The 19699-nt window shown below is 47.2% G+C and carries 13 protein-coding genes and 1 tRNA gene; 3 read left to right on the forward strand and 11 right to left on the reverse strand.

Annotated elements, in window-relative coordinates; all coding sequences use genetic code 11:
- The first annotated feature begins 13 nt into the window (after positions 1-13).
- Positions 14-100, forward strand: a tRNA-Ser gene (locus tag B4G81_RS04225).
- A gap of 93 nt (positions 101-193) precedes the next feature.
- On the opposite strand, the gene B4G81_RS04230 is transcribed toward B4G81_RS04225, so the two are convergent.
- Genes B4G81_RS04230 through B4G81_RS04250 form a run of 5 tightly spaced genes read right to left on the reverse strand, consistent with a single transcriptional unit; the run spans position 194 to position 7845 of the window.
- Entirely contained in the window at positions 194-1603 is a 1410-nt protein-coding gene (locus B4G81_RS04230; RefSeq protein WP_294080443.1) for a RagB/SusD family nutrient uptake outer membrane protein, read from the reverse strand.
- 22 nt (positions 1604-1625) lie between these two features.
- The gene (locus tag B4G81_RS04235; RefSeq protein ID WP_349678730.1) at positions 1626-2909 is read right to left on the reverse strand and encodes a hypothetical protein; all 1284 of its coding nucleotides are present in this window, start codon (positions 2907-2909) and stop codon (positions 1626-1628) included.
- Positions 2910-2933: 24 nt separating this feature from the next.
- Positions 2934-5222: a carboxypeptidase-like regulatory domain-containing protein gene (locus tag B4G81_RS04240; protein ID WP_294080445.1), complete on the reverse strand. Its 2289-nt coding sequence runs from the start codon at positions 5220-5222 to the stop codon at positions 2934-2936.
- Between the two features lie 38 nt (positions 5223-5260).
- The gene (locus B4G81_RS04245; protein ID WP_294080447.1) at positions 5261-6436 is read right to left on the reverse strand and encodes a FecR family protein; all 1176 of its coding nucleotides are present in this window, start codon (positions 6434-6436) and stop codon (positions 5261-5263) included.
- A gap of 14 nt (positions 6437-6450) precedes the next feature.
- Positions 6451-7845 carry a TlpA family protein disulfide reductase gene (locus tag B4G81_RS04250; protein ID WP_294080449.1) on the reverse strand — a complete coding sequence of 465 codons (1395 nt, stop codon included), beginning with the start codon at positions 7843-7845 and terminating at the stop codon, positions 6451-6453.
- A gap of 147 nt (positions 7846-7992) precedes the next feature.
- Between B4G81_RS04250 and B4G81_RS04255 the strand changes: the two genes are divergently transcribed.
- Positions 7993-8589, forward strand: coding sequence for an RNA polymerase sigma factor (locus B4G81_RS04255; RefSeq protein WP_294080451.1), 597 nt, complete (start codon positions 7993-7995; stop codon positions 8587-8589).
- A gap of 595 nt (positions 8590-9184) precedes the next feature.
- Here B4G81_RS04255 and B4G81_RS04260 read toward each other — a convergent pair.
- The 6 genes from B4G81_RS04260 to B4G81_RS04285 form a co-directional block, all read right to left on the reverse strand.
- The gene (locus B4G81_RS04260) at positions 9185-10801 is read right to left on the reverse strand and encodes a hypothetical protein (protein ID WP_294080453.1); all 1617 of its coding nucleotides are present in this window, start codon (positions 10799-10801) and stop codon (positions 9185-9187) included.
- 21 nt (positions 10802-10822) lie between these two features.
- Positions 10823-13498 carry a hypothetical protein gene (locus tag B4G81_RS04265; RefSeq protein ID WP_294080455.1) on the reverse strand — a complete coding sequence of 892 codons (2676 nt, stop codon included), beginning with the start codon at positions 13496-13498 and terminating at the stop codon, positions 10823-10825.
- Between the two features lie 40 nt (positions 13499-13538).
- Positions 13539-14489 carry a FimB/Mfa2 family fimbrial subunit gene (locus B4G81_RS04270; RefSeq protein ID WP_294080457.1) on the reverse strand — a complete coding sequence of 317 codons (951 nt, stop codon included), beginning with the start codon at positions 14487-14489 and terminating at the stop codon, positions 13539-13541.
- Between the two features lie 99 nt (positions 14490-14588).
- The gene (locus B4G81_RS04275) at positions 14589-15950 is read right to left on the reverse strand and encodes an Mfa1 family fimbria major subunit (protein ID WP_294080458.1); all 1362 of its coding nucleotides are present in this window, start codon (positions 15948-15950) and stop codon (positions 14589-14591) included.
- Positions 15951-15998: 48 nt separating this feature from the next.
- Positions 15999-17456, reverse strand: coding sequence for an OmpA family protein (locus tag B4G81_RS04280; RefSeq protein WP_294080460.1), 1458 nt, complete (start codon positions 17454-17456; stop codon positions 15999-16001).
- A 12-nt stretch (positions 17457-17468) separates the two neighbouring features.
- Positions 17469-18056 carry a DUF3575 domain-containing protein gene (locus B4G81_RS04285; protein ID WP_294080464.1) on the reverse strand — a complete coding sequence of 196 codons (588 nt, stop codon included), beginning with the start codon at positions 18054-18056 and terminating at the stop codon, positions 17469-17471.
- A gap of 300 nt (positions 18057-18356) precedes the next feature.
- Between B4G81_RS04285 and B4G81_RS04290 the strand changes: the two genes are divergently transcribed.
- Positions 18357-19343 carry a hypothetical protein gene (locus tag B4G81_RS04290; protein WP_294080466.1) on the forward strand — a complete coding sequence of 329 codons (987 nt, stop codon included), beginning with the start codon at positions 18357-18359 and terminating at the stop codon, positions 19341-19343.
- Positions 19344-19699 lie beyond the last annotated feature (356 nt).

The following is a 19699-nucleotide window of genomic DNA, read 5'->3' on the forward strand; positions in this document are numbered from 1 at the left end:
CGCCAAACCCCCGGGAAGTGTGGGTGAGTGGCTGAAACCAGCAGTTTGCTAACCGGCCGTACGGGTAACGGTACCGGGGGTTCGAATCCCCCCGCTTCCGCGGAAAGCCAAAGGCAAAACTAAGACAAACCCTGCAAGTAATTGGACTTGCAGGGTTTGTTTGTCGGTATGGTCCTATTTTCTCAGGTATATATCAGTTTGTGAAATTTTGTGTCAAGGATTTGTTATATCTCGTTGCATTAGCCGGGAAAGGCAGTATCCATAGAGGTGAGTTTGGGGAGATAAAATAGCTTCCGTATTCTCCTAAATCACGGGTGATAGTACGGCTATATTTCGTCTCGCTATTCCAACGCTTGCAGTCGAAGAAGTTTTCGTAGGAGCCTATGCATTCTACCCATTTAGATTTTTGCATCAAAGATATTGCATCCTCTTCGCTTAGCGGCTGCGTATCGTATAGTTCAGTATAGGATTGGTAATCCTCTACACGATAATTCCGAACACGGTCTACTAACTCCAGTCCTTTTCTGATTTCGCCTGTGCGTATATAGCATTCGGCAGCGGTGTAATACATACGATCGCTGTTAATCCCATACGAATTAGCTTGAGTGCCCCAACCAAAATACATCTTGCAACCTTCTATGCCAGAAAACATCATACCGAACATCTCGTTCCAGCCTCCTTCGTAATCTGCCACATAATCACCCTCTTCGAACATCACAGAGCTTTCGCGAGAGAGGATTTCCAAGGTAGGGCATGCCGGGATGCCTCCTCGCATATACACGTAGTTGTTGGCTATAGTTGGTTGCAATGTCCAAGCATAAGTTTCCATGATGATACTACGATCTTCTATTTTGCCGTTCAAACTCAATGCTTGAAGCGCATAAGGTAAAGCTTCATCGTAGCGTTTCATCTGCATCAACACTTTGGCACGTACTGCATTACCGAAAGCCCGATCGGCACGAAGCACGTTGTCTCCGTCGCTTGCAGGAAGAAGATTGATGACCTCATCCGAGCAGTCTTCTAAAATACGGCGATAGGTTTCTTCCACCGTCAACTTGGTTTTCTGCTCCGACACATCGGTATTATCGCAATAGGCGATTCCTCCATCTGTGGAAGCTGTGCTTTCCTCGTACTGAGTGGCATGGATATTTACCAACAGCCAATGGATATAGGCTCGTATAATGCGGGCCTCGGCTACGAGAGCAGGCTTGATGGATTCATCTCCCTCGGCTTCAGGCATCTTATCTATAACAATGTTCATGTAGTTGATATAGCTATAGGCGGCGGCATAGCGGCCATCGTCTTGTGCCAATGTGACGCGGTCTACTGTCTCATCGTAGCTCAGATAGGCGTAACTCAGCGTGTTGGTGAGCGAGAGCATTTCGGGGACAGATGACATCTGCCCCAACGATTCATTGCAAATCATGCCGAGATCGACACAGGCATCCGTATTGAATATATACTCCCGATTGAGTAGCATCTCTAAGTCGGTTACACTTTCCAGGGTGGTCTTTCCTTTTGGGATGATGTCCAATTGATCGTCGCAAGCCATAAACCCAACCATGAAAGCGATCAAGATGACGGCATATTTTATCTTTTCCATTTTAGTCTTTCGTATTTAATGATTAGAAATTGATGGATAAACTCATGGTGTAGCTACGTGGCGTGCTTAGCAGATTGATGCCGGTGGTGGGATTATTTGCTTCAGGGTCTACGCCTAAGTTGTTCCGCGTCCAGGTTGCCAAATTATTTGCTTGAATACGCATGCGCAAGGTGTTCACCCCTATTTGCTGGCACAACTTGCGAGGAAATTCATAGCCCAATACGATGTTGCGCAGTTTAATATAGTCGGCTGGCACTACGCTGGTATCTATATAGCGGTAATCTCCCACTATATTCTGTCCGCCCAGATAGCCGTTGGCAGGATAAAGAGTTTTGTCTTCGTTGCGCCAGTAATTTAAGTACGCTGAAGGGAAGGCGTCGACTTCACCCGGTTGGTAGTAGCCATACTGATTGCCATCGCTCGACCAATCTTCAACCCGCGCTCTCATATAATGGCCGCCATAGTAAGAGATCATTGCAGAAAGTGTGAAGCCAGCATAACTGATTTCCGGAGTAAAGCCGGCCATGTATTTTGGATCAAGCTCTCCACAATAGACGATGTCATCCACTGTGAACTCTTCGCTGTTGATATCCGAAGTATGAATCTGCCCATCAGCCCCCACCCAACTAAAGTACTGGATATTATCTTCGTTCACCATCCCTGCAAATCGGTAGGCGAAAAGCGAATGGATTGGATAGCCTTCGTGCAGGGTGTAGTATAGGAGCGCTTCTGAGCCTGAGGTAGGTTGATGATTCACTTTCGTAACTTCATTCTTATTATAGGTGAAATTCAACAATGCGCGGATGCCTAAACTATTTCGGTTGACAGGTCGCAAGATGATACCGTTCAGTTGCAATTCCACACCTCGGTTCAAGGCTTCGCCGTTGTTGATGGTCAGTTGGCTCCAACCGGTAGTGGGATCGAGATCAGTCGTGGTCAACAGGTCTGTGCCTTTTTTATTGTACCAATCGATAGATCCGCTCAGCCGATTGCGCCAGAGCGAGAAATCAAGTCCGAAGTTCAGCGAGGCAGTCTTTTCCCAACGTAGATGGTCGTTAGGAGGCGTGTTTAACGTAGCCATTTTGTCGCCTGTTATTGAATTGACACCGATGGTAGCCGTAAGATATGAAGATACGGTTTGGTCGATATTGCCCGTCAATCCATAGCTGGCACGCAGTTTCAGTGCATCTATCCATTTGCAAGCCTTAACGAAGCTCTCGTTATGCAAATTCCAGCTTACTCCCACCGACCATAGGGGGCGCCCGCGAAATTCCGGGTCTGTTCCGAATAGATCGGTTTTATCCACCCGATAGGAGAAGGAAGCGGTATATCAGCGATCATACGTGTAGCCTCCTATGGCGTACAGGGAATAGAAACGGTGCAACACGTCGCTTGTAGTAAAATCGTCTCCCGAAGGGGCGCCTCTAAGGGTGTAGTTGGCCCCCAAGGCAGAGGCTTGCCCATTCATCTCTTTCAAAAGGCCGTAATTCATCAGCCCATTGCTGTTGGTTTGTGTTTGTTCGTCGTATCCCATCAAAATGCTCCCGTATGTTTTGATTTGCGATTCGCGAAATTCGAATCCAGCCGCCGCCTCCACCTCGTGCTTTTCAGAAAAGATCTTATTGTAATCCGTTTGCGCACGGAAAGTATAGTAAGCGCCTTCGGATGTCTGCGTATCTAATCGGCCACCATCGGGAATGTGGTGTTTCACCACTCTGGTTGTGATGTATTCGTCGTAATCCTCGTCATATTCCGTGGTTACGCTTTCTGTTGTATAGAGATTGTAGAGGTATCTCATGGCATAGGAATCGGCTTCACGGTATGAGTTGCTCTTGTAGTAGATGTCTTCGTATTGGAACTGGACGCTGACACGCCATTCAGGCAAGATTGTAGTGTTGGCGTGCAGGAAGGAGCGGATGTTGGTGCGACGGGTCTTCTCGAAATTCCGCCCCACTTCGTCCAGTAGATTATAGGTTACAGGCTTAAAACCATATATCGTATTGCTCAGGCTCTCTTCCCCCGGATAGATGTCTGCTTCGAGGTGGGAACGAGAGCCGTCTTCATTGTAAAGGCTCTCGTAAGGTTGGAAAGAATAGATGTTGCCATAGCCCCAAGGTTCGGAGACACGCGTTTTAGCACGTTCATTGATGATGTTTGCGCCAAAGGCTAGATCCAACCAACTGGTCGCTTTCAAGTCTCCTCGGTAAGAAAAGGTGAGGGTATTGTTATGGACATTTACCATTCCAAAATTGTCTCCTTTATAATTGAGTACGATCGTTGATGCCAACGCCTTGCCTTGCGTGCGCAGAGACAGATTGTATTGTTGGAGCACTTGTGTGCGTTCCATTTCGTCCTTCCATTCTTGATGGTAGTTGTTTCTGCCCAGCCTGTTAAGCTTCGCATTTAGGTCGGCATCGCTTATTTCGCCCAAGTAATTAGCCGCCAGCAAACGGCTGATGGGGCTAAGCGCTTGGCGGCGGTTGTTGTAATAGTTCAACAGCCCGTCAAACGCTGTTTGGTCTTCTGCACCGCGGATATAGTCGAAGTTGTACCTTTCCAGCTCTATCATCTCGGCGGCACTGGCCCAACGGAAGTTGTCATAGCTCTGCCTCTCGCTGATAGTCAGGTCTGAGTTGAAGTTCACTATCAACTTTTCGCCTTGCGCTCGTTTGGTGGTAATAACGATGACTCCATTAGAGGCTCTAGCGCCATAGATAGAGGCTGCCGAAGCATCTTTCAGCACGGTGATATTATCTATTTCATAAGGGTTGACAGTCTCGATGGAGCCTTCTATCGGCAGCCCGTCTACCACTATCAATGGATTTGTGTTGGCATGGAAAGAGCCTGCACCACGAATGACAAGCGATGATTCTCCATCGCCGTTCTGTCCATTGCTATAGCTCACCAAACCGGGAATCTTACCCTCCAAATTGCCTACCACAGAACCCATATAGCGATTTTCCATATCCTTCGAAGATAGCGTATTATAAGAGCCGGTGGCTGTCTCGCGCTTCAGGTTCTGATAGCCTGTGACGACTACTTCGTCTATCAACTGCGTGCTATGCTGCATCTGAATAACGATAAAGTTCTCTTTTTGCCGACTGAGGCGTATATCCTGCGTTTTCATTCCTATATAGGTTGTACGCAGCATGGGATCACGCCCTTCTATGATGAGGGAGAACTGCCCATCAATGTCGCTTATGGCTCCTGTATTGGTACCCAAAAGCATAATATTGGCTCCGGGAAGGGCTTCACCCTCCTCATCGACAATAACACCAGTTATCAAACGCTTGAAGTAGGCTTGTTCCGTTTTGGGTTTGCTAAGGATAATGGTCTTCTCTACTATCTCATAATCCAATTCGGCATCATTGTAGAAAATACGGTCCAAGATCTGCTCTAATGTTACTTGATGATAGGTACAGGTAATGGAAGGCGCTTCGCTCAGAATCTGCTTCTGGTAGACGAACTCATAGCCTATCTTTTTCCGCAAGTCGGATATGACCTGCTCCAACGTCTTCGACTGGTAAGAGATGTCATACAACTCTTGTGAGAAAACTTGCATCGGCATTAGTAGCCATGCCATGCCAAAGAGTAATAATAGACTTTTCTTTAATATCATAAAAGTGGTTTATATGTGATTATTTAGTCTTGAACTATTTATCTCGGGTAAACGCATACAGTAGTACCCTGAGTTTCAAACCGCAGCCCACCGCTCTTTTCCAGGATAGCAAGAGCCGTGCTGAAGTCGGCATAGCGCGGTATGCTGCCCATGAAGATGATCTTACGCAAATTATCGTTTTCAAAATGATAGTTGAATGAGTACCAACGGCCCAAATCCTGTAATATTTGTTCTAGGCTCTGCCCCTCAAAGACAAAGCGGCCGTGTCGCCAACTGGTAACTACATCTGTATTGACAGACCTGACGGAAAGCGTTTCGTCTGCCTTATCGAATAGCATCTGATGTCCTGGCGATAGCATTAGCTCTCCACCCTGTCCGTCTGCTTTACGCAAGCCAATTCTGCCGGATACGAGTGTAGTGCTGACTTCTTTATCTTCGCTGTAGGAGCGGATGTTGAATTCTGTACCATATACGCGCACCAATTGCCCATCAGTCTCCACGTAGAATGGACGTTGCTCATCGTGCGCCACCTTAAAGTAGGCTTCGCCGGTCACTGTCACACAGCGTTCATCGCCGGAAAATGATTCAGGATAAGTTAGTCTTGATTCGGAGTTCAGCCATACCATCGTACTGTCTTCCAGTACAATCCTTAGCTCGCCTCCACGGGGTACGTCTAAGCTTAGTGTGCGATTGGACGCTATGTGTGTAGACGCAATAGAGCGTTGAGCTTCCATGATTCGGCGATTTTCTGTTTCATCTGCTCCCAATACGATTTTCTGTCCGTCCGCTTGCGTAAGAATAGCTTTGGTCTCTCCCGGCCTGATGCTATCCGTTTCAATCTTTTGGACAACAGTGGCAAAGCTATCGTCAGACGGGATCGTACGTCCTCTCCACAGTTGGATGCCGCCAATAAAAATCACAGTTATAACAGCAGCTGCGATGCTCCAGCGCGCCCATCTCTGCCCGATTACATGACTATTCTTTTTCCGAATGCGGTTCTTCATATCCTCTTCGGGACGACGGGTGTTTATCGCTTTCCGTTGATGATATCCTCTCTCCAAAGCGGCAATATCCTGTAGGCGCTGATACAACTCTTCATGCTTGTCGTCTTCTTTGCGCCAAAGGTCTAATTGTTCTTTTTCCTCCAAAGTTATTTCCCCTATGATTTGCCTGAATATCAAAAGAGGAATATATTCACCTTGTTCGTCAATCATAATCAATTTCCTTTTTATAACTGTTCTTCTATGCTCCGTATCAAATTTTCGTCTGAAGGCCTCATCGCGTCTACAGAGAAAATTTTTCCTTCTTTGTCCAGCATAATAAAACGGGGGATTTGTCCGATACCCCAACGCGTCATAAATTCTTTGCATTCTTCCGGTATGAGGATAAACTGTTCCCAACTGTGTTGATCTCTTTCTACTCTTCTCAACCATGCATTGTGATTCTCGTCTATGGAAATGCCGATAATGTTTATCTGTTCATTTCCTTCGAAGTGTTCTGCTACTTTCTTTAAATATGGAATTTCTTTAAGGCAAGGAGAACACCATGTAGCCCAGATGTCTATGTAGAGAAAAGCACCGGAGAGGTCGGACAACTTACACGTAGTCCCATCGGATCGAGTCAAGACCGGATCGTAAGGAATTTCACTTCCAGGCACTATTCCCGTAATGGAATTAAGTTTTATCTCGTAGCCGGCTAACAGTTCGGGATAATCTTTAGCAAAATCCTTATAATGTTCCCAAAATCGTTTCACGTCGCCTTGACCTCCTTCATAGGTGAAGTAGTTATGGGCAATGTAGCGTGTCAATATAAAGCGGGCTTTAGGATTTGTCACATTACGCTCCACTATTTGCATGCTTTCTATATAGTAGTCTGTCTGGTCGGCGTTATAGTCGTTCGGTAATTTATGTTGTCCCCCCAACCAGGCATAAGTTAGGTTGGTAGAGATATTGTCCTCATTATTCGGGTCGATGTCTTTTACCAAATCGCTATATTCTTTATATTCCATGATATCTCTTTCCTCATTCTCCGCTTGATCCATCAATATGCGTATTTTAGTCCAGGTGTACATGCCTTCCGACAGTTTGGCATAGTGATTTCTCAACGCCTCGTCTTCAATAGTAGGCAACAGTTTCTTCAGGGCGGCATATTCTTCTTCCAAGATGCGCTGATATTCGGTAATAGGCTTGCTATCTGCCGGATCGGGCGAGAAATACTTCATGATATCAAAAGCTTGCGAATAGGCATTATAGAAGCGGCTCGGCTCAATGTTGTCTCCATCGAAATCGCTGCTGTAATGACCTTCCGGCCCAAAGGGATACAATCGAATGACGGTGCACTTCCCCTCTTCCAAGTGCGCTCCAAAAATGTCGTTCTCCACATAGATGTTTACATCTAACATGCCGTTGGGCAGAGGCAGATCAATATTGAAACTGCCGTCCGCTTCCGGTTGGATTTCTCTATAAATCATATTAAGGATGTCGCCGTCGGGTGTGTAGGCCAACTGCATATCCGGAATACTGTCCATTTGAATGTAGCCTTTCAAAAGTTGCGCTTGCATTTGCAGTGAAGTTAGCAATAGGCTTGCTATGAGTGGAAGACAATACCATTTTAAGTGTTTCATAATTGTATTCTTTTCTTTATTTTATGACGTTATATATATTAAAGACGCAAAGCTCCTCATTTCGGATAACCAGATTGTAAATTTCAATAAAAAAAAATTGATTATCCATAATAATATTTACTTTTGTATGATAAACGAAGAGGTTTCATGCCGAATTACGAACAGATATTTTCAGATTTCAAAAAAGGGGAGATTAGCTCTTTCTATGAGAAAATGTATCCTGAGCTGCTTATATATACGTTTCGTTTGCTGGGGGAGGAGTTCTCCTTTCTTTCAGAAGATTGTGTGCAAGATGCAATTTTCCAAGCATATAACAGACACCATTCATTCTCTTCCACCATACAATGGAAAGTTTTTCTCTATTCCTGTGTCCGCAATAGTGCAATAAGCATCCTTCGCAAAGGTCAAGCAAAAAACAACTATCTGACCACACAAGAGCAGAGTATAGACGAGGACTTCTCGCTCTACTTAATCGAGCAGGAAACCCTCACGCTGCTCTACGAAGCAATAGATGCCCTGCCTGAAAAATACAAGCGTATTTTTGAGCTGAGTTTCGAGAAGGGGTTGAAAAACACCGAAGTAGCAAAACAGTTATGTATTGCAGAAAGCACGTTGAAAAAGCAGAAAGCACGTTTTATAGAACTATTGCGTGCTAATTTGAAAGACAAGATAGACGAAAATAACCTTTTCCTGCTTATGTTGGTATTAACAGAAGGAAATTTACATATTCATTTGCACACTTGACAAGATAAAGATCAGATAATATGGTTTCTTGCTATTTAGCTCCGACCGTATCAATGGAACGAAATTTCAACCCATTAGTGATTGCCTATTCCCCAATTTTAATGTTGACAGTAAAAGTATTGTTTTTTGGAAAAAGAATAGTATCTTTGATACCCGAGTATTATGGCGACAAAAGTAGGTCAGGAACTGACATTTTTTTTCACGCTCTTAGCCGTACCCCATAATATTTAGAATGGAAATAAAACATTGACCCTGAATAGTTTGGAGGCATAGGTTTATAACCCCCGTTTCCATAGTTAGCATTGAAAGTCAATGTTTTGTGTATACGACACACGAAATTGTATACGAAAGCGCTCAATTTGGGTGCTTTTTTATGATCACTCCACATTACCGGGTGACCCGTAACGGGAATAAATCGGTTGTTCTCCCGGAAATGGAGAAATCAATTCCTCTCTAGCCCGTTTCTACAAACTTATGGGGAGATGTTACATAGGTCTTTTGTGCAATGGCATGCAACCGATCTTCATAATTCTCTTTATTGATCAATACTTCTCATCGCGTGAAAGCGTACAGGAACAACCCGAAGATATCCATTTTATCTCGGTATGCCGGCAAGCTGGTCGATGTGTAATTTTAAATGACCTTCCGAATCTTTGCGGCCCACATATGCGACTCCGCCACCGCGGGAAAGATTTCCGGGTTCATTCCTGCCGATCTTCAGGTAAACCGTACCCGGACCATCGGCACGCACTACTTCGGTGTTTACGTATTCACTGCCGTCTACCGACAATGTGAGCCACCCGGAGCTTCCTGTCCCCTGCTCTGCTATCCTTGCCGATACATACCCCGGTCCGAAAGCTATCGTACTTCCTGGCCACGGGATGACCGGTTTACGCTCCACCTTTATGGTTCGGATCAAATTGCCTACGGTTATTTTCAGGATGCCGGCGGAGAACACGTTACTTATGGCGATTTTCACCTCCGTATTGTAATCAGCCCCGGTAGGAGCTATGCTTCCCGAGGAGATCGACATCGAGTGTGCCGGACTGACGGAAAGGATTTCCGTCAGTGCCGGCGTTCCCGCAGGGGCATTCGTAATAATGGTTACGGCCGTCAGATTGCTTTGCGCGGTATTCGAATAAACGATCATCCCGGAATTGCTCAACCCCAGATAAAATTGCCCGTTATCGGTAATCTCCATCGCGTTCTGATCGATCACCGTCAGTTCGGCGACGATATTGGACGGAGGCGCGGTGAGAGCTTCCCCGGCGGTTCCGTATCCGGGTATCGTTACTTCTTTTATCTTAAATTGATACCACTTGTTTCGCGCGATGCTAATCGCACTGCCGTTGTCGTCCTGAAATGCCAGGCGGTAATAACAGGTTTCGGAATGATACCGCCCCTTGACGATTACGGAAGTTTCGCCGGCGGCAGACTCGTAGACATAGAGGGGTTCGGTCGAGTACGGGACGGCATAATCCACTGTATTTCCCGGCGGCAGAGAGGGCGCGGGTTGAATGAATCTTCCGTACTGTTTGGCACCCGTAACCGTAAATCCTTCCATGTTGAAGTTCGCGGTGGTACTTTCTACCGTAACTTTGGCCGCGACCCGGATAAGGGACACTTTCCCACCGGGCGAACCGATGGTGGTCTGCCCATCGATACCGTTCAGCCCGACCGATGCGCTCATGGGGATATAGCTGCCCTCGTAAGGGTTTAAGAGCTGCGGCGAACCGAGTTTCGTGGTATTGAGTACCGCCAGAGCCTGTGCATAAGTTTTGCCCGATAAAACATTTTCGATACCTGTTTTATTGAAATGCAGACCGTCTGTCACTCCGTCAAAAAATGTGTCGGGAGGATTGGCGATGATCAGTAGCCGCGACCGGTTTGTGGTTTTTGTGAGCGGAACGGCCGGCTTTCCGTGCGAGATCAGCGCGCGGGAAGCTTCGAAAAAAACCGCATTGTCCGTATCCCCTCTGAATACCAGCACCCAGGGCATCGTACCCATGGGATCATTCTCATCGCTCGTCCGGGTGCGGGTAACCGGTTTTTCAAACTCCCCGGCATTCAGGAATAGCCCAACCTCGATCACGCCGTCCGCAGGTATTTCAGGAATCGCATCCCCGGATAGGTATTGTTCGCTGCAAGCTGCCAGAGACAACAGCGTAATGCTCGGCAGCAAAAACCATTTGATTGTTATCTTCTTTTTCATCACTGTAGATTTTTAAGAATATTACTCGTCTTTTATACACCGGATCGATATGCCGTTGCGCTGTCCTGCCCTCCATAGATGGGCAAACAATCTGTTATTGCTTAAATACGAGGCATCGGTCGAACTGCTATAGGTGGCGCTCCAGATTACGCACATACTTCCGGCATAAGACAGCGCGCCTAAAGGGCCGGGGTTATTATTAGGGTCTTTACGAACCCCCGCCGCAGGGAGAAATACAGAAGCATGGGTGTAAGGGTTGAAAAATAACCGCCCCAGATAGGCCAATTCGGCGTCCGCACCTGTTGCCGAAGCGGGAACATCGGTAATACTCGTCCGTATCGGCCGGCGGTCGAAGAAACCATCGGCATAGTATCCCCACAGTGCGTTATTGGCAGGAACTCCCTCCCAGCCGTTACGCGGATTGGAGAAGAGGGATTGCCTTATTTCCGAATCATTTGCCATGCCGGTTCCGGCCGTTGCCGTACTTCCGTCATTTGGACGGCGGTAGCCCGCAGGACAGGTCTCCCACAGCCTTTTATTGTTGTCCCAGTTTCCCCCAATGTTGTTCCAGTTCCAATTAACCGCTTTTACCGTCCTCGGATCCCAGGCGTATGTCCTACCCCATTGGAAGTAGTAGCCCCCCTGGGTAGGGTAATCGGTAAATACGTATTTCGTGCCGGTGGCGTTGCCCACCCGGCCGACACCTCTCTGCGGGTCCGTCAGGTTGTAAGGGGAGAATTTCTTTGCCAGGGTGCGCGTCCGGGTCAGTTCGGTATCTCCCCCCGCCACAGGAGGATCCCCGTTCCGCATCACATAGTCGGCCCCTTCACCCTGGCGGACATAGATTTTGGCGGTGGCGCCCCCGTCCGAATAATTTACGGTAATGGTGGCATAGCGTGCCGGAGCTGTCGGGGTCGGGGTGTATGTGGATGCCATGCCGACCCGGAAGTAGATGCGCCCGTTTCCCTCGACCGATTTGACGCCGTCGCGCACGGGATAATCTTCGGCGTTGCCGGGAGATTCGGTTCCGAGGTCTTTATTATTGCCCGGTACTTTACTTAGGATCACGAACGATCCGCCGCCCATCGGATCGTCCACCTGAGCGCTCCACGCCCCCGTGTGGTCGGAATAAATGACACGTTCTCCCACTTCGTCGCTGCGGTGGAACGTCCCCACCCATGGGAATTCATTGAACGGCCTGGGTTGATAGGCGACCCGGGTGCTGACGGTAATCTCCCGTCTGAGTCCGTTTGCGTTCAGGTAGATATGGCGGACATCATTGTTTACCTGTTTGGCACTGATAGTAGCGATATCCATATATCCTTCGCCCGAGAGAGGATCATAATGGAACATCGAGGTGTTGACCGCACCGGCAAGGTCATCGAAAAAATCATTGACCCTGAAAGGGATTTTTCCGGCCCGCCCCGATCCTCCAAGATCCCCTTCTTCGTCGATCATGACAGTCGGCTGATCGCTCCAGAAATAGATTCTGGAAGCGGTCATCCCGGTGATAACGGCTCTGGCCGACGAGGTATTCAACCTCCTCGACAGTATATCGCCCGACACGGTCTGTATATTCCATTCGGCAACCATCAGATCCATGGGGGTCGCCGACTCCCAGGCGATCCTGGGGGTGGGACTCCCGGGGCCGGTTACCTCCACGATACGAAGCCGATAGTTATGGTTCCGCAAAATGTCGCGGCTCCGCGTCTTGTCGGTCGTAGTCATATCCAGCCTGTAATACGAGCGTTCGGTATCCCACACTACCCCGTCGCTGCTGTAGTATCCGCCTATCACAAGCCCCGTGGCGTCGAGCCGGTTTTGGGAGAACACGGTTGCTTTTGCTTCGAGGATATACATTTCGCCGGTCAGTGAAACCTCGTCGCCGGTCGTGTACAGGATCGGCCCCGCCCAGTTGCCCGGATCCGTGGGAACGGTCGGCTTATCTACGATCAGGTTCCCGGGAGAGGAAGATGCCAGCGCGTTCCTGTCCGGAACGATGTGTCCATTGTCCTTGATATTGTAGAGATAGACTTCTGCCAGCTTAAAGTGCTCCCTCGGTTTCCTGCCTGAAACCGGATCGTCTTTTGCTACGGCCACATCTATCCGGGCCACCATGCGCAACATGAGTATGTCGTCTATTGCGGAGGTGAAGGGCGTGATCAGCAGGGGAGTCGACGTTTCTCCCCACATTGGGAAGGGTATGTCAGAGGCGTTCCATCGATGGTCGGAAGCCCTGTTGGTAAATTCCAGCATTCTGAGCATTCCGTCTTTGGGAGCCTTCCGCCATTCCACCGAGCCGATCAGTTTCATTACCTCGTCACGGGCATTGGCGATGACCACAAAACGCTGTTTATACTCCTTCACCCTTATGGAGGCTCGGAATGTCTGCTTGGAGGTTCCCGCGCCTGAAGCGGGCTTGCCTTCGGCGTAATAGTCGAAATATTCGGTATTGTCGGCGTTGATCCTGAATGCCAGGATATCTATGGTGCGAATCGTATTTTCCTGCGTTGCGCTACGGGTCATCGCCGATACGGGGTTCGTTATGGACGGATCGTCTGCCGGCAGGAATATATGGAAGCCGGCTTCCACTTCGCCGGTGTTTGCGTGTCCGGCCGGATCATCTGTTTCTTTGACGCATCCTGCCAGAAATAAGGCCAATAAGGCAATCGACAGATTATTATATGGAATTTTCATCTTTTCTTCAATTTTATAATATGACATGATACACCATCCGTCAATCGGGTTCTATTTCATAGTTCGTATCAAGGTCATTCCAACAGCGGATGTCGACAGTGACGCTCATATCGGTATTGTAGACCAGTATGACCTCGAAAAGGTGCGTGGTCAGGAAATCCACATCCGGATATTTATCCAGTATCAGTCTGATCAGATCGTCGGGCAGGCCACTGTTGCCCGGATATAGTTCCCTTCTGTCGGTCTGGTCCCACAGCATAAGCCTGGGGTGGTTTTCCTCGTATAATTTCAGTACCCTCAGGGACGAGAACAGATCTGGCGCTTCGCTTTTCACACTCATGGGGGCGACGTAGCTGAAATCCCGCCCTCTAGCCGGTTTATTGAGAAAAGTTTCGCTGCCGTTATGGTCGGTGATGGTATGGAAATACCGGTGTCCTGTTTGAGGCAGACCTTTTACCGTCACGTTGATCGTATTGGTGTTTTGCTCCAGAGGTATTTCTACGGTCTGCAGCCTGTCGCCGGTTATGGGGATGTTCTCCATATTACCGTAAAGGATAAGTGGTATGACGGAAGTTATATAGCCCTCCGGTGGAATATTCAAAGCCAGGATATCGTCATGGCGGAGTGGATCGCCCAAAGTTTCGTTCGAATTATAAGACGAGACGTTGAATATCTCGGACTGATTGAACCACACCACGAATTCATATTCGCCGGCGGGAAGTTCGAGGTTCAACGGATAATGCCGGTTTAATTCGGGATTCTGAAAAGGGATGGTTTTCAGGTAATTCCCGTTCCTGTCGAAAAGGTAGAGATAAGCCACTTTCAGTTCATCCGGATCGAAACTGCGTGCGCCCCGGGGTGTATCATAGGTAAAGACAACCTGGAATCCATATGACTCAGGCGGGCATTCCGGCAGGCTGTCCCTGATGCAGGAAGATACCGCCGATGAGAATATCAGCAGTGTGATCAGTGTAAATCCATCGGTTTTCATATGTGCGCGTTATAAATATTTGTTCCGTTTGATCAAAAGAGGGAGGAGTGCGGAGTCCTCCCTCTTTCTTTAAGCTAAATAGAAACCTGCACCCCGATATCAGGGCTCCAATACATAATCATCTTGAATAAGGTTCCAGAATAAAATATGAATATCGTATATTATATCGGTCACAGTTTCCGGCGGTGTTTTGGGATCCACCACATTTTCTGATGGACGGCCCGGAGCGAGTATCCTGGTGATACGGCAACGGTAATAATCGTTGCGGAATACATCCCACTTTTTGTTCGGTACATTGGTGTCGCCGAATTTCCCGTCCCGGTTCAAAAACATATCGTAATAGCAGTATCCGTTTATGTAAGGGGCGGATTTAAAACTGCCCGGATTGACCGCCGCATAGTCGGTGGCGTGGCTTTCGGCCAAGAAGAATTCCTGATAGCCGTTCGGAAGGATTACGGTCCAGAATGTTTCCGGCGTCGAATTCGGATTGGGCACCTGTTCGAAATTCGCTCCGTTCTTTCGTGTTATTACATGAGGTGTAAAAGTGGTTCGTACTGTCACCCTGGTGATTTCCTCTTTCCAGTGGTTGACCGAACTGTTTTCCGTGGCATAAAGGGCATTGAGATCCCTGACCCCGCTGTTGGCGGCATTGACCGCGATATATCCGTCGCCGGAAATTCCCGGAGTGTTCGCCGCATTTACGAATTCGAGGGGATTCCAAGAATTGGGCTGGTAGTTGGGGTCGGAACCATCGAGTTTGGGAAGTAGGTAAAACTTTTTATTCACATTGTTTATCGCGAAAGTCAGGTCCCCGATATCTCCGGGGGCATTGACCGTCATGTTTGGTGCCTTCTCGACGGTAACTTTGGCTACGAGCCTTTTCACGGGGATCTTCAGTACATTTTGGTTTACATAATCCGGATCTCCCATAGGCCTGAGTTCAGTGGTTTTCACACTGGAACTGAACATGGCCAGGCCGCTTCCCGTCACCAGTTCGTCCATGGTAAGCGAATGTACGGCATCGTTGAAAACGGCAAGGGATTTGTTTTGCAGCCCGCCGGCAAATGTCCTGGGCAAATTAACCCCGACGAATACGGTTTTCTTGCCGGTGGTCGTGCCGATTGACGTATTGGCTCTCCAGATATCTTCGTTAGTAGCCCCCGAGGGCTGCTGAGTGAAATCCGATGCGGTCAGTTCCCGGTATGTAACCATCAGACCGGTATTAGCATTGAAGATGTACACATCTACCGTGTTGAGCGCCGCTTCCACTTCCGTTGCATTATTGTCTCCCGTGCTCCTTGTTCCCGGATTTGGATTCGAGGATGAGAAGGATAATTCCAGATGGGTTGGCTGGGCGTTGTCTTCACCTCCCGGATTTAAGAGGTTGTCGTTCTTGTTGTTGCATGCATACAATCCGGCGGCAAGAGCGAATGTCGCGAATAAAATTGTTTTTGTTTTCATAATGATTCTTCTTAAAATGTTCAACAAATGATGTTTGTAATTTTGGGTCTAATTGTCTTTGCTTTCGAGCCATTTCTTATATTCGGACAGGTTATGCGCAGCTTCTTTCAAGCCGGCTTTGGATGCTTTTTCAAAGTAGCATGACACCTGTGTATTATCACCCCTGCGGAACAGCGCGACAGCCAGGTTGTTCCACCCCTGTGGCGTTTCGATTTGTTGTAAAGCCGTGATCGCGTCGTCATAAGATCCGGTTTCGATCTCCGAAGTGGAGCGGTTGAAGCAGGCTACCGGATCGTCGGGATACATACGCGCAGCGATATCGAAAGTCTTTTTGAATTCCTTGCTTCCTTTTTCATAGCTATTTGCCACCATAAACATCTCATTGAGGCTGAGTTGCTGGGGTTTTACGAATATCAAATCTTTCGATTGGTCCGTGTCCAGTCCGCGCACAGTGTAGAATATGTCATAGCTGTTTCGTCGTAGAACCGGGAAGTCTGTTTCAAGTAGTTTACGGTAAACAGCCCCGCCCTGCAGGTTTTTTAAAGCGGTCTTGCGCTTGTTTATATCGGCCGTATTCTTTATGACCTGCAATATCTCCTCGCAGTAAGGGTCGTGCGACCGGCTTATCAGAGCGCTTAACCCCTGCCAGTCTTCCCCTTTCCAGTCTGTCGTGATCAGGGTACCACGCAGATTGTGTTTACCGGTAAGATAATTGGTGAAGGCTTTGGCGCGTTTTTCGGAGAGCGATATATTGTGTGCTGTGTCTCCGTCGGGAGAGGCATATCCGGTAATTAATATCTTGTCCAGTACAATATTTGGATCATTTTTCGCTTCCGAGATGATCCGGTCTGCCTGATCCAGAACAGTGGCGTTATTTTTAAAGTTGCGGTCTATTTCCGACCTGTTGACTGCATAATCGAAGTTTGCCGAGTAAGATTCTGTGCGTCGTTTGACTTCTTCCACAGCCGGGACGAGATAGGAAAGTTGAAACTGCGGAATATAGGGCGCCGGAAGATGGATTTTGCCGGCAAGCCAAATATCCCCGCCTTTATCCTTGCAGCCACACTCCGTCCGGTATTCCAGAAAAATCAATTCGCTGTCGCGCATCCACTTCTGATACTCCGTTTCGACCGAATAGGAGAAAGACTGTGATTCCCGGTTTTTACGTTTAATGACCGCAACGGTGTTTTCGGGATAGCTCATGTTGCCGAAAGCAACCCTCCGCATATTGGCTTTATCGCGAGCCCTGCCATTGATATATATAGGGCCGAATTCCATGACGTGCATTTCGTCTGCAGACCTGATGATGGGAACGATCGTAAGCATCTCGTTCGGGGCCAGCCTTACCTCGTTAAAGATGATCTCGGCATTCACGATAATTTTTTTGTTTAGCTTGGCATAGTTCATCGCGTCAATCAATACTTCTCCCTTGTGCGGAGGACGGGCTGTACAAGGGAGAACAAGAAATACCGTTAAGCCCAGGAGAAAATAAATATTCTTTTTCATCGTTGTAAGATTTTACCATAAATAATACGTCAGGGAAACACCGGTTTTGGTGGGCCCGAAATAGTTTTTGTCGTCGGTTGATAGTTTTTTACCGCATTTCCCGAAGGGATACTTGTCGATATGGGTTCGTATGTAGCCCACTCCGAGAATGGACTCTACACTCCAGCGCTTGTTGAGTATCCACTGATGGCCTACACTGGCACCTCCTCCGTAGTAATAACCTTCATACCGGTAGTCTTTCAAAGACTTGAAGATCCCCATAGGCAGTTTTATTTCCCCGGCGTTGTATTCGCCTCCAAGCAGATGCACTCCCATAAAAGAACCGTTGAACGTTTCGCAGAACCACCACCTGAATTCAGGCTGAACGAGGTAATGTCTCAGTTGCTTGTTATCCGCGAATTTCCAGGGATTCCAGCCCCCGCTCAGTTCTATGCTGCTTTTACTGCTGATGCCGATCTCGAAAGCGCCATTGACCGTGGTGGTGGCGCCATAGAGCAGATTTGTTTTTAACGAGGCTTTTTGCCCGTATGCTGTTAGCGATAACGGAAGTAGAATGTAAAGAAGCATTGCTTCTTTTTTCCGTTTAATTGTTAGTGCCATTTCCATCTCGTCATATTTTATATTATTAGCCAGGGAGTTGTTGCTCTCCCAGGGCAAATGTATGTCGATCCGCAGGTATAAAAAAGATAACTTGAGCCTGCAATTTTTCACAAAATCCGAATTAAGTGATGGAATATAAGAACCCGGGAACGGAAATCCGCAAAGAATGCGGATAAAGCTTCGGCGAGAATTACAAACTGTGCGGATATATTACGTATGCGGGCAATGTTTTTTGATGAATGTGGCAGTTATTATAATGAGATTGGCTATATTTGCAGAATATCGAAAAATTACTGAAGTATGAAATTACCCGACCTGCATGAGGAATTTCTAAATACTTTATCTGAGAAGTATCCCAAAAAAAGTGCTCTGACCAATATCGTCAGCGATGTTCTGCGGATTGAAAAGGAATCGGCTTACAGAAGACTGAGCGGGAAGGTGAGTTTTTCCGTCCGGGAGGTGGGTATCATTGCCAAACAACTCGGCATTTCGCTTGATGCACTTAACACTTACGGAAAGGACCAATTGTTGCTCCCCTTCAATTTGGAGAACGCGATGCAAAGCTCGATGGATGTACTGTTGCATATTATGACCGAAACCATCGTCCGCCTCGAACGAATGACTTGTGAGACGGTAGTTGCGGGAAATGTTTATAATTCGATTCCGGTAGAATTTTTCCTCTATTCACCCGAACTTTCCAAGTTCATGCTTTTCAAATGGGGTCATTATTTTGTCGGCGGAGATGAGTTTAACGATTACAGGAGTTGGAAGATCCCCTCGGATCTCTCGTCCATCCAAAAAAGGACCAAAGACGTATACCAATTTAAGAATATTTATTACATTTGGGATGACGGCTTGATTTGGACATATCTGAATGAAGTGGCCAACCTCTATAAAATGCGCATCATCGACAAGCAGAATAAGAATGATATCAAAGAGGCTTTAAAGGATATGCTCACCAAGCTTGAACAGACATTAAGCGGTAATTATGTCAATGAATTCGGGATAGACCCCGACATCATTGATTTCTATGCCTGTTCGAGAAGTTCCGGCGTCTCATGTAATTATTACATGACCGAAAACCATGATCAGTTTTTTGCTTTTCTTCAAACGAATTTCAGCCATTGTCTGATCGACAATGATTATGATAATTTCTGCAAAATGAAAGCCTGGGTAGACTCTTTCAAGCGTATATCCACTATGCTCTCCCGAAGCGGTAGGATGGAGCGGCGTATTTTTTTCGATACTCAACTCAAATTAGTCGATTTGGTACTCAATAGCGATTAGCGCCCGGAAGCGAATTCTTGTTTCATAACTCTGTTATTTAAGTGTAAAGTTATTTGTAACAGAGCTTTTGTCGTTATGAAAAATAGAGAGCCAAGGAGAAACAAACGCCTGTATTCTATCAAAAAACCATCTTTTTGTCGCCGTTACAAAAAATGGTTATTTTTGAAAGACGATTCTCCGAAAAACGAGCGTTCTTTGAGGTGATTATCTTCATTCGGGCTGTTGTCGCTACCGTATTCGGATATTCAAGTCGGGTAGTACATTAGTAGCAAATCTTCTACTTAACTACTCTATATTCTTCCACTTTGCCTGTCGGAAGAATATAGCGAAATAATGCCGGACATTCCTAACCATCA

This window comes from Proteiniphilum sp. UBA5384 (genome assembly GCF_002410825.1).
Taxonomy (GTDB): Bacteria; Bacteroidota; Bacteroidia; order Bacteroidales; family Dysgonomonadaceae; genus Proteiniphilum.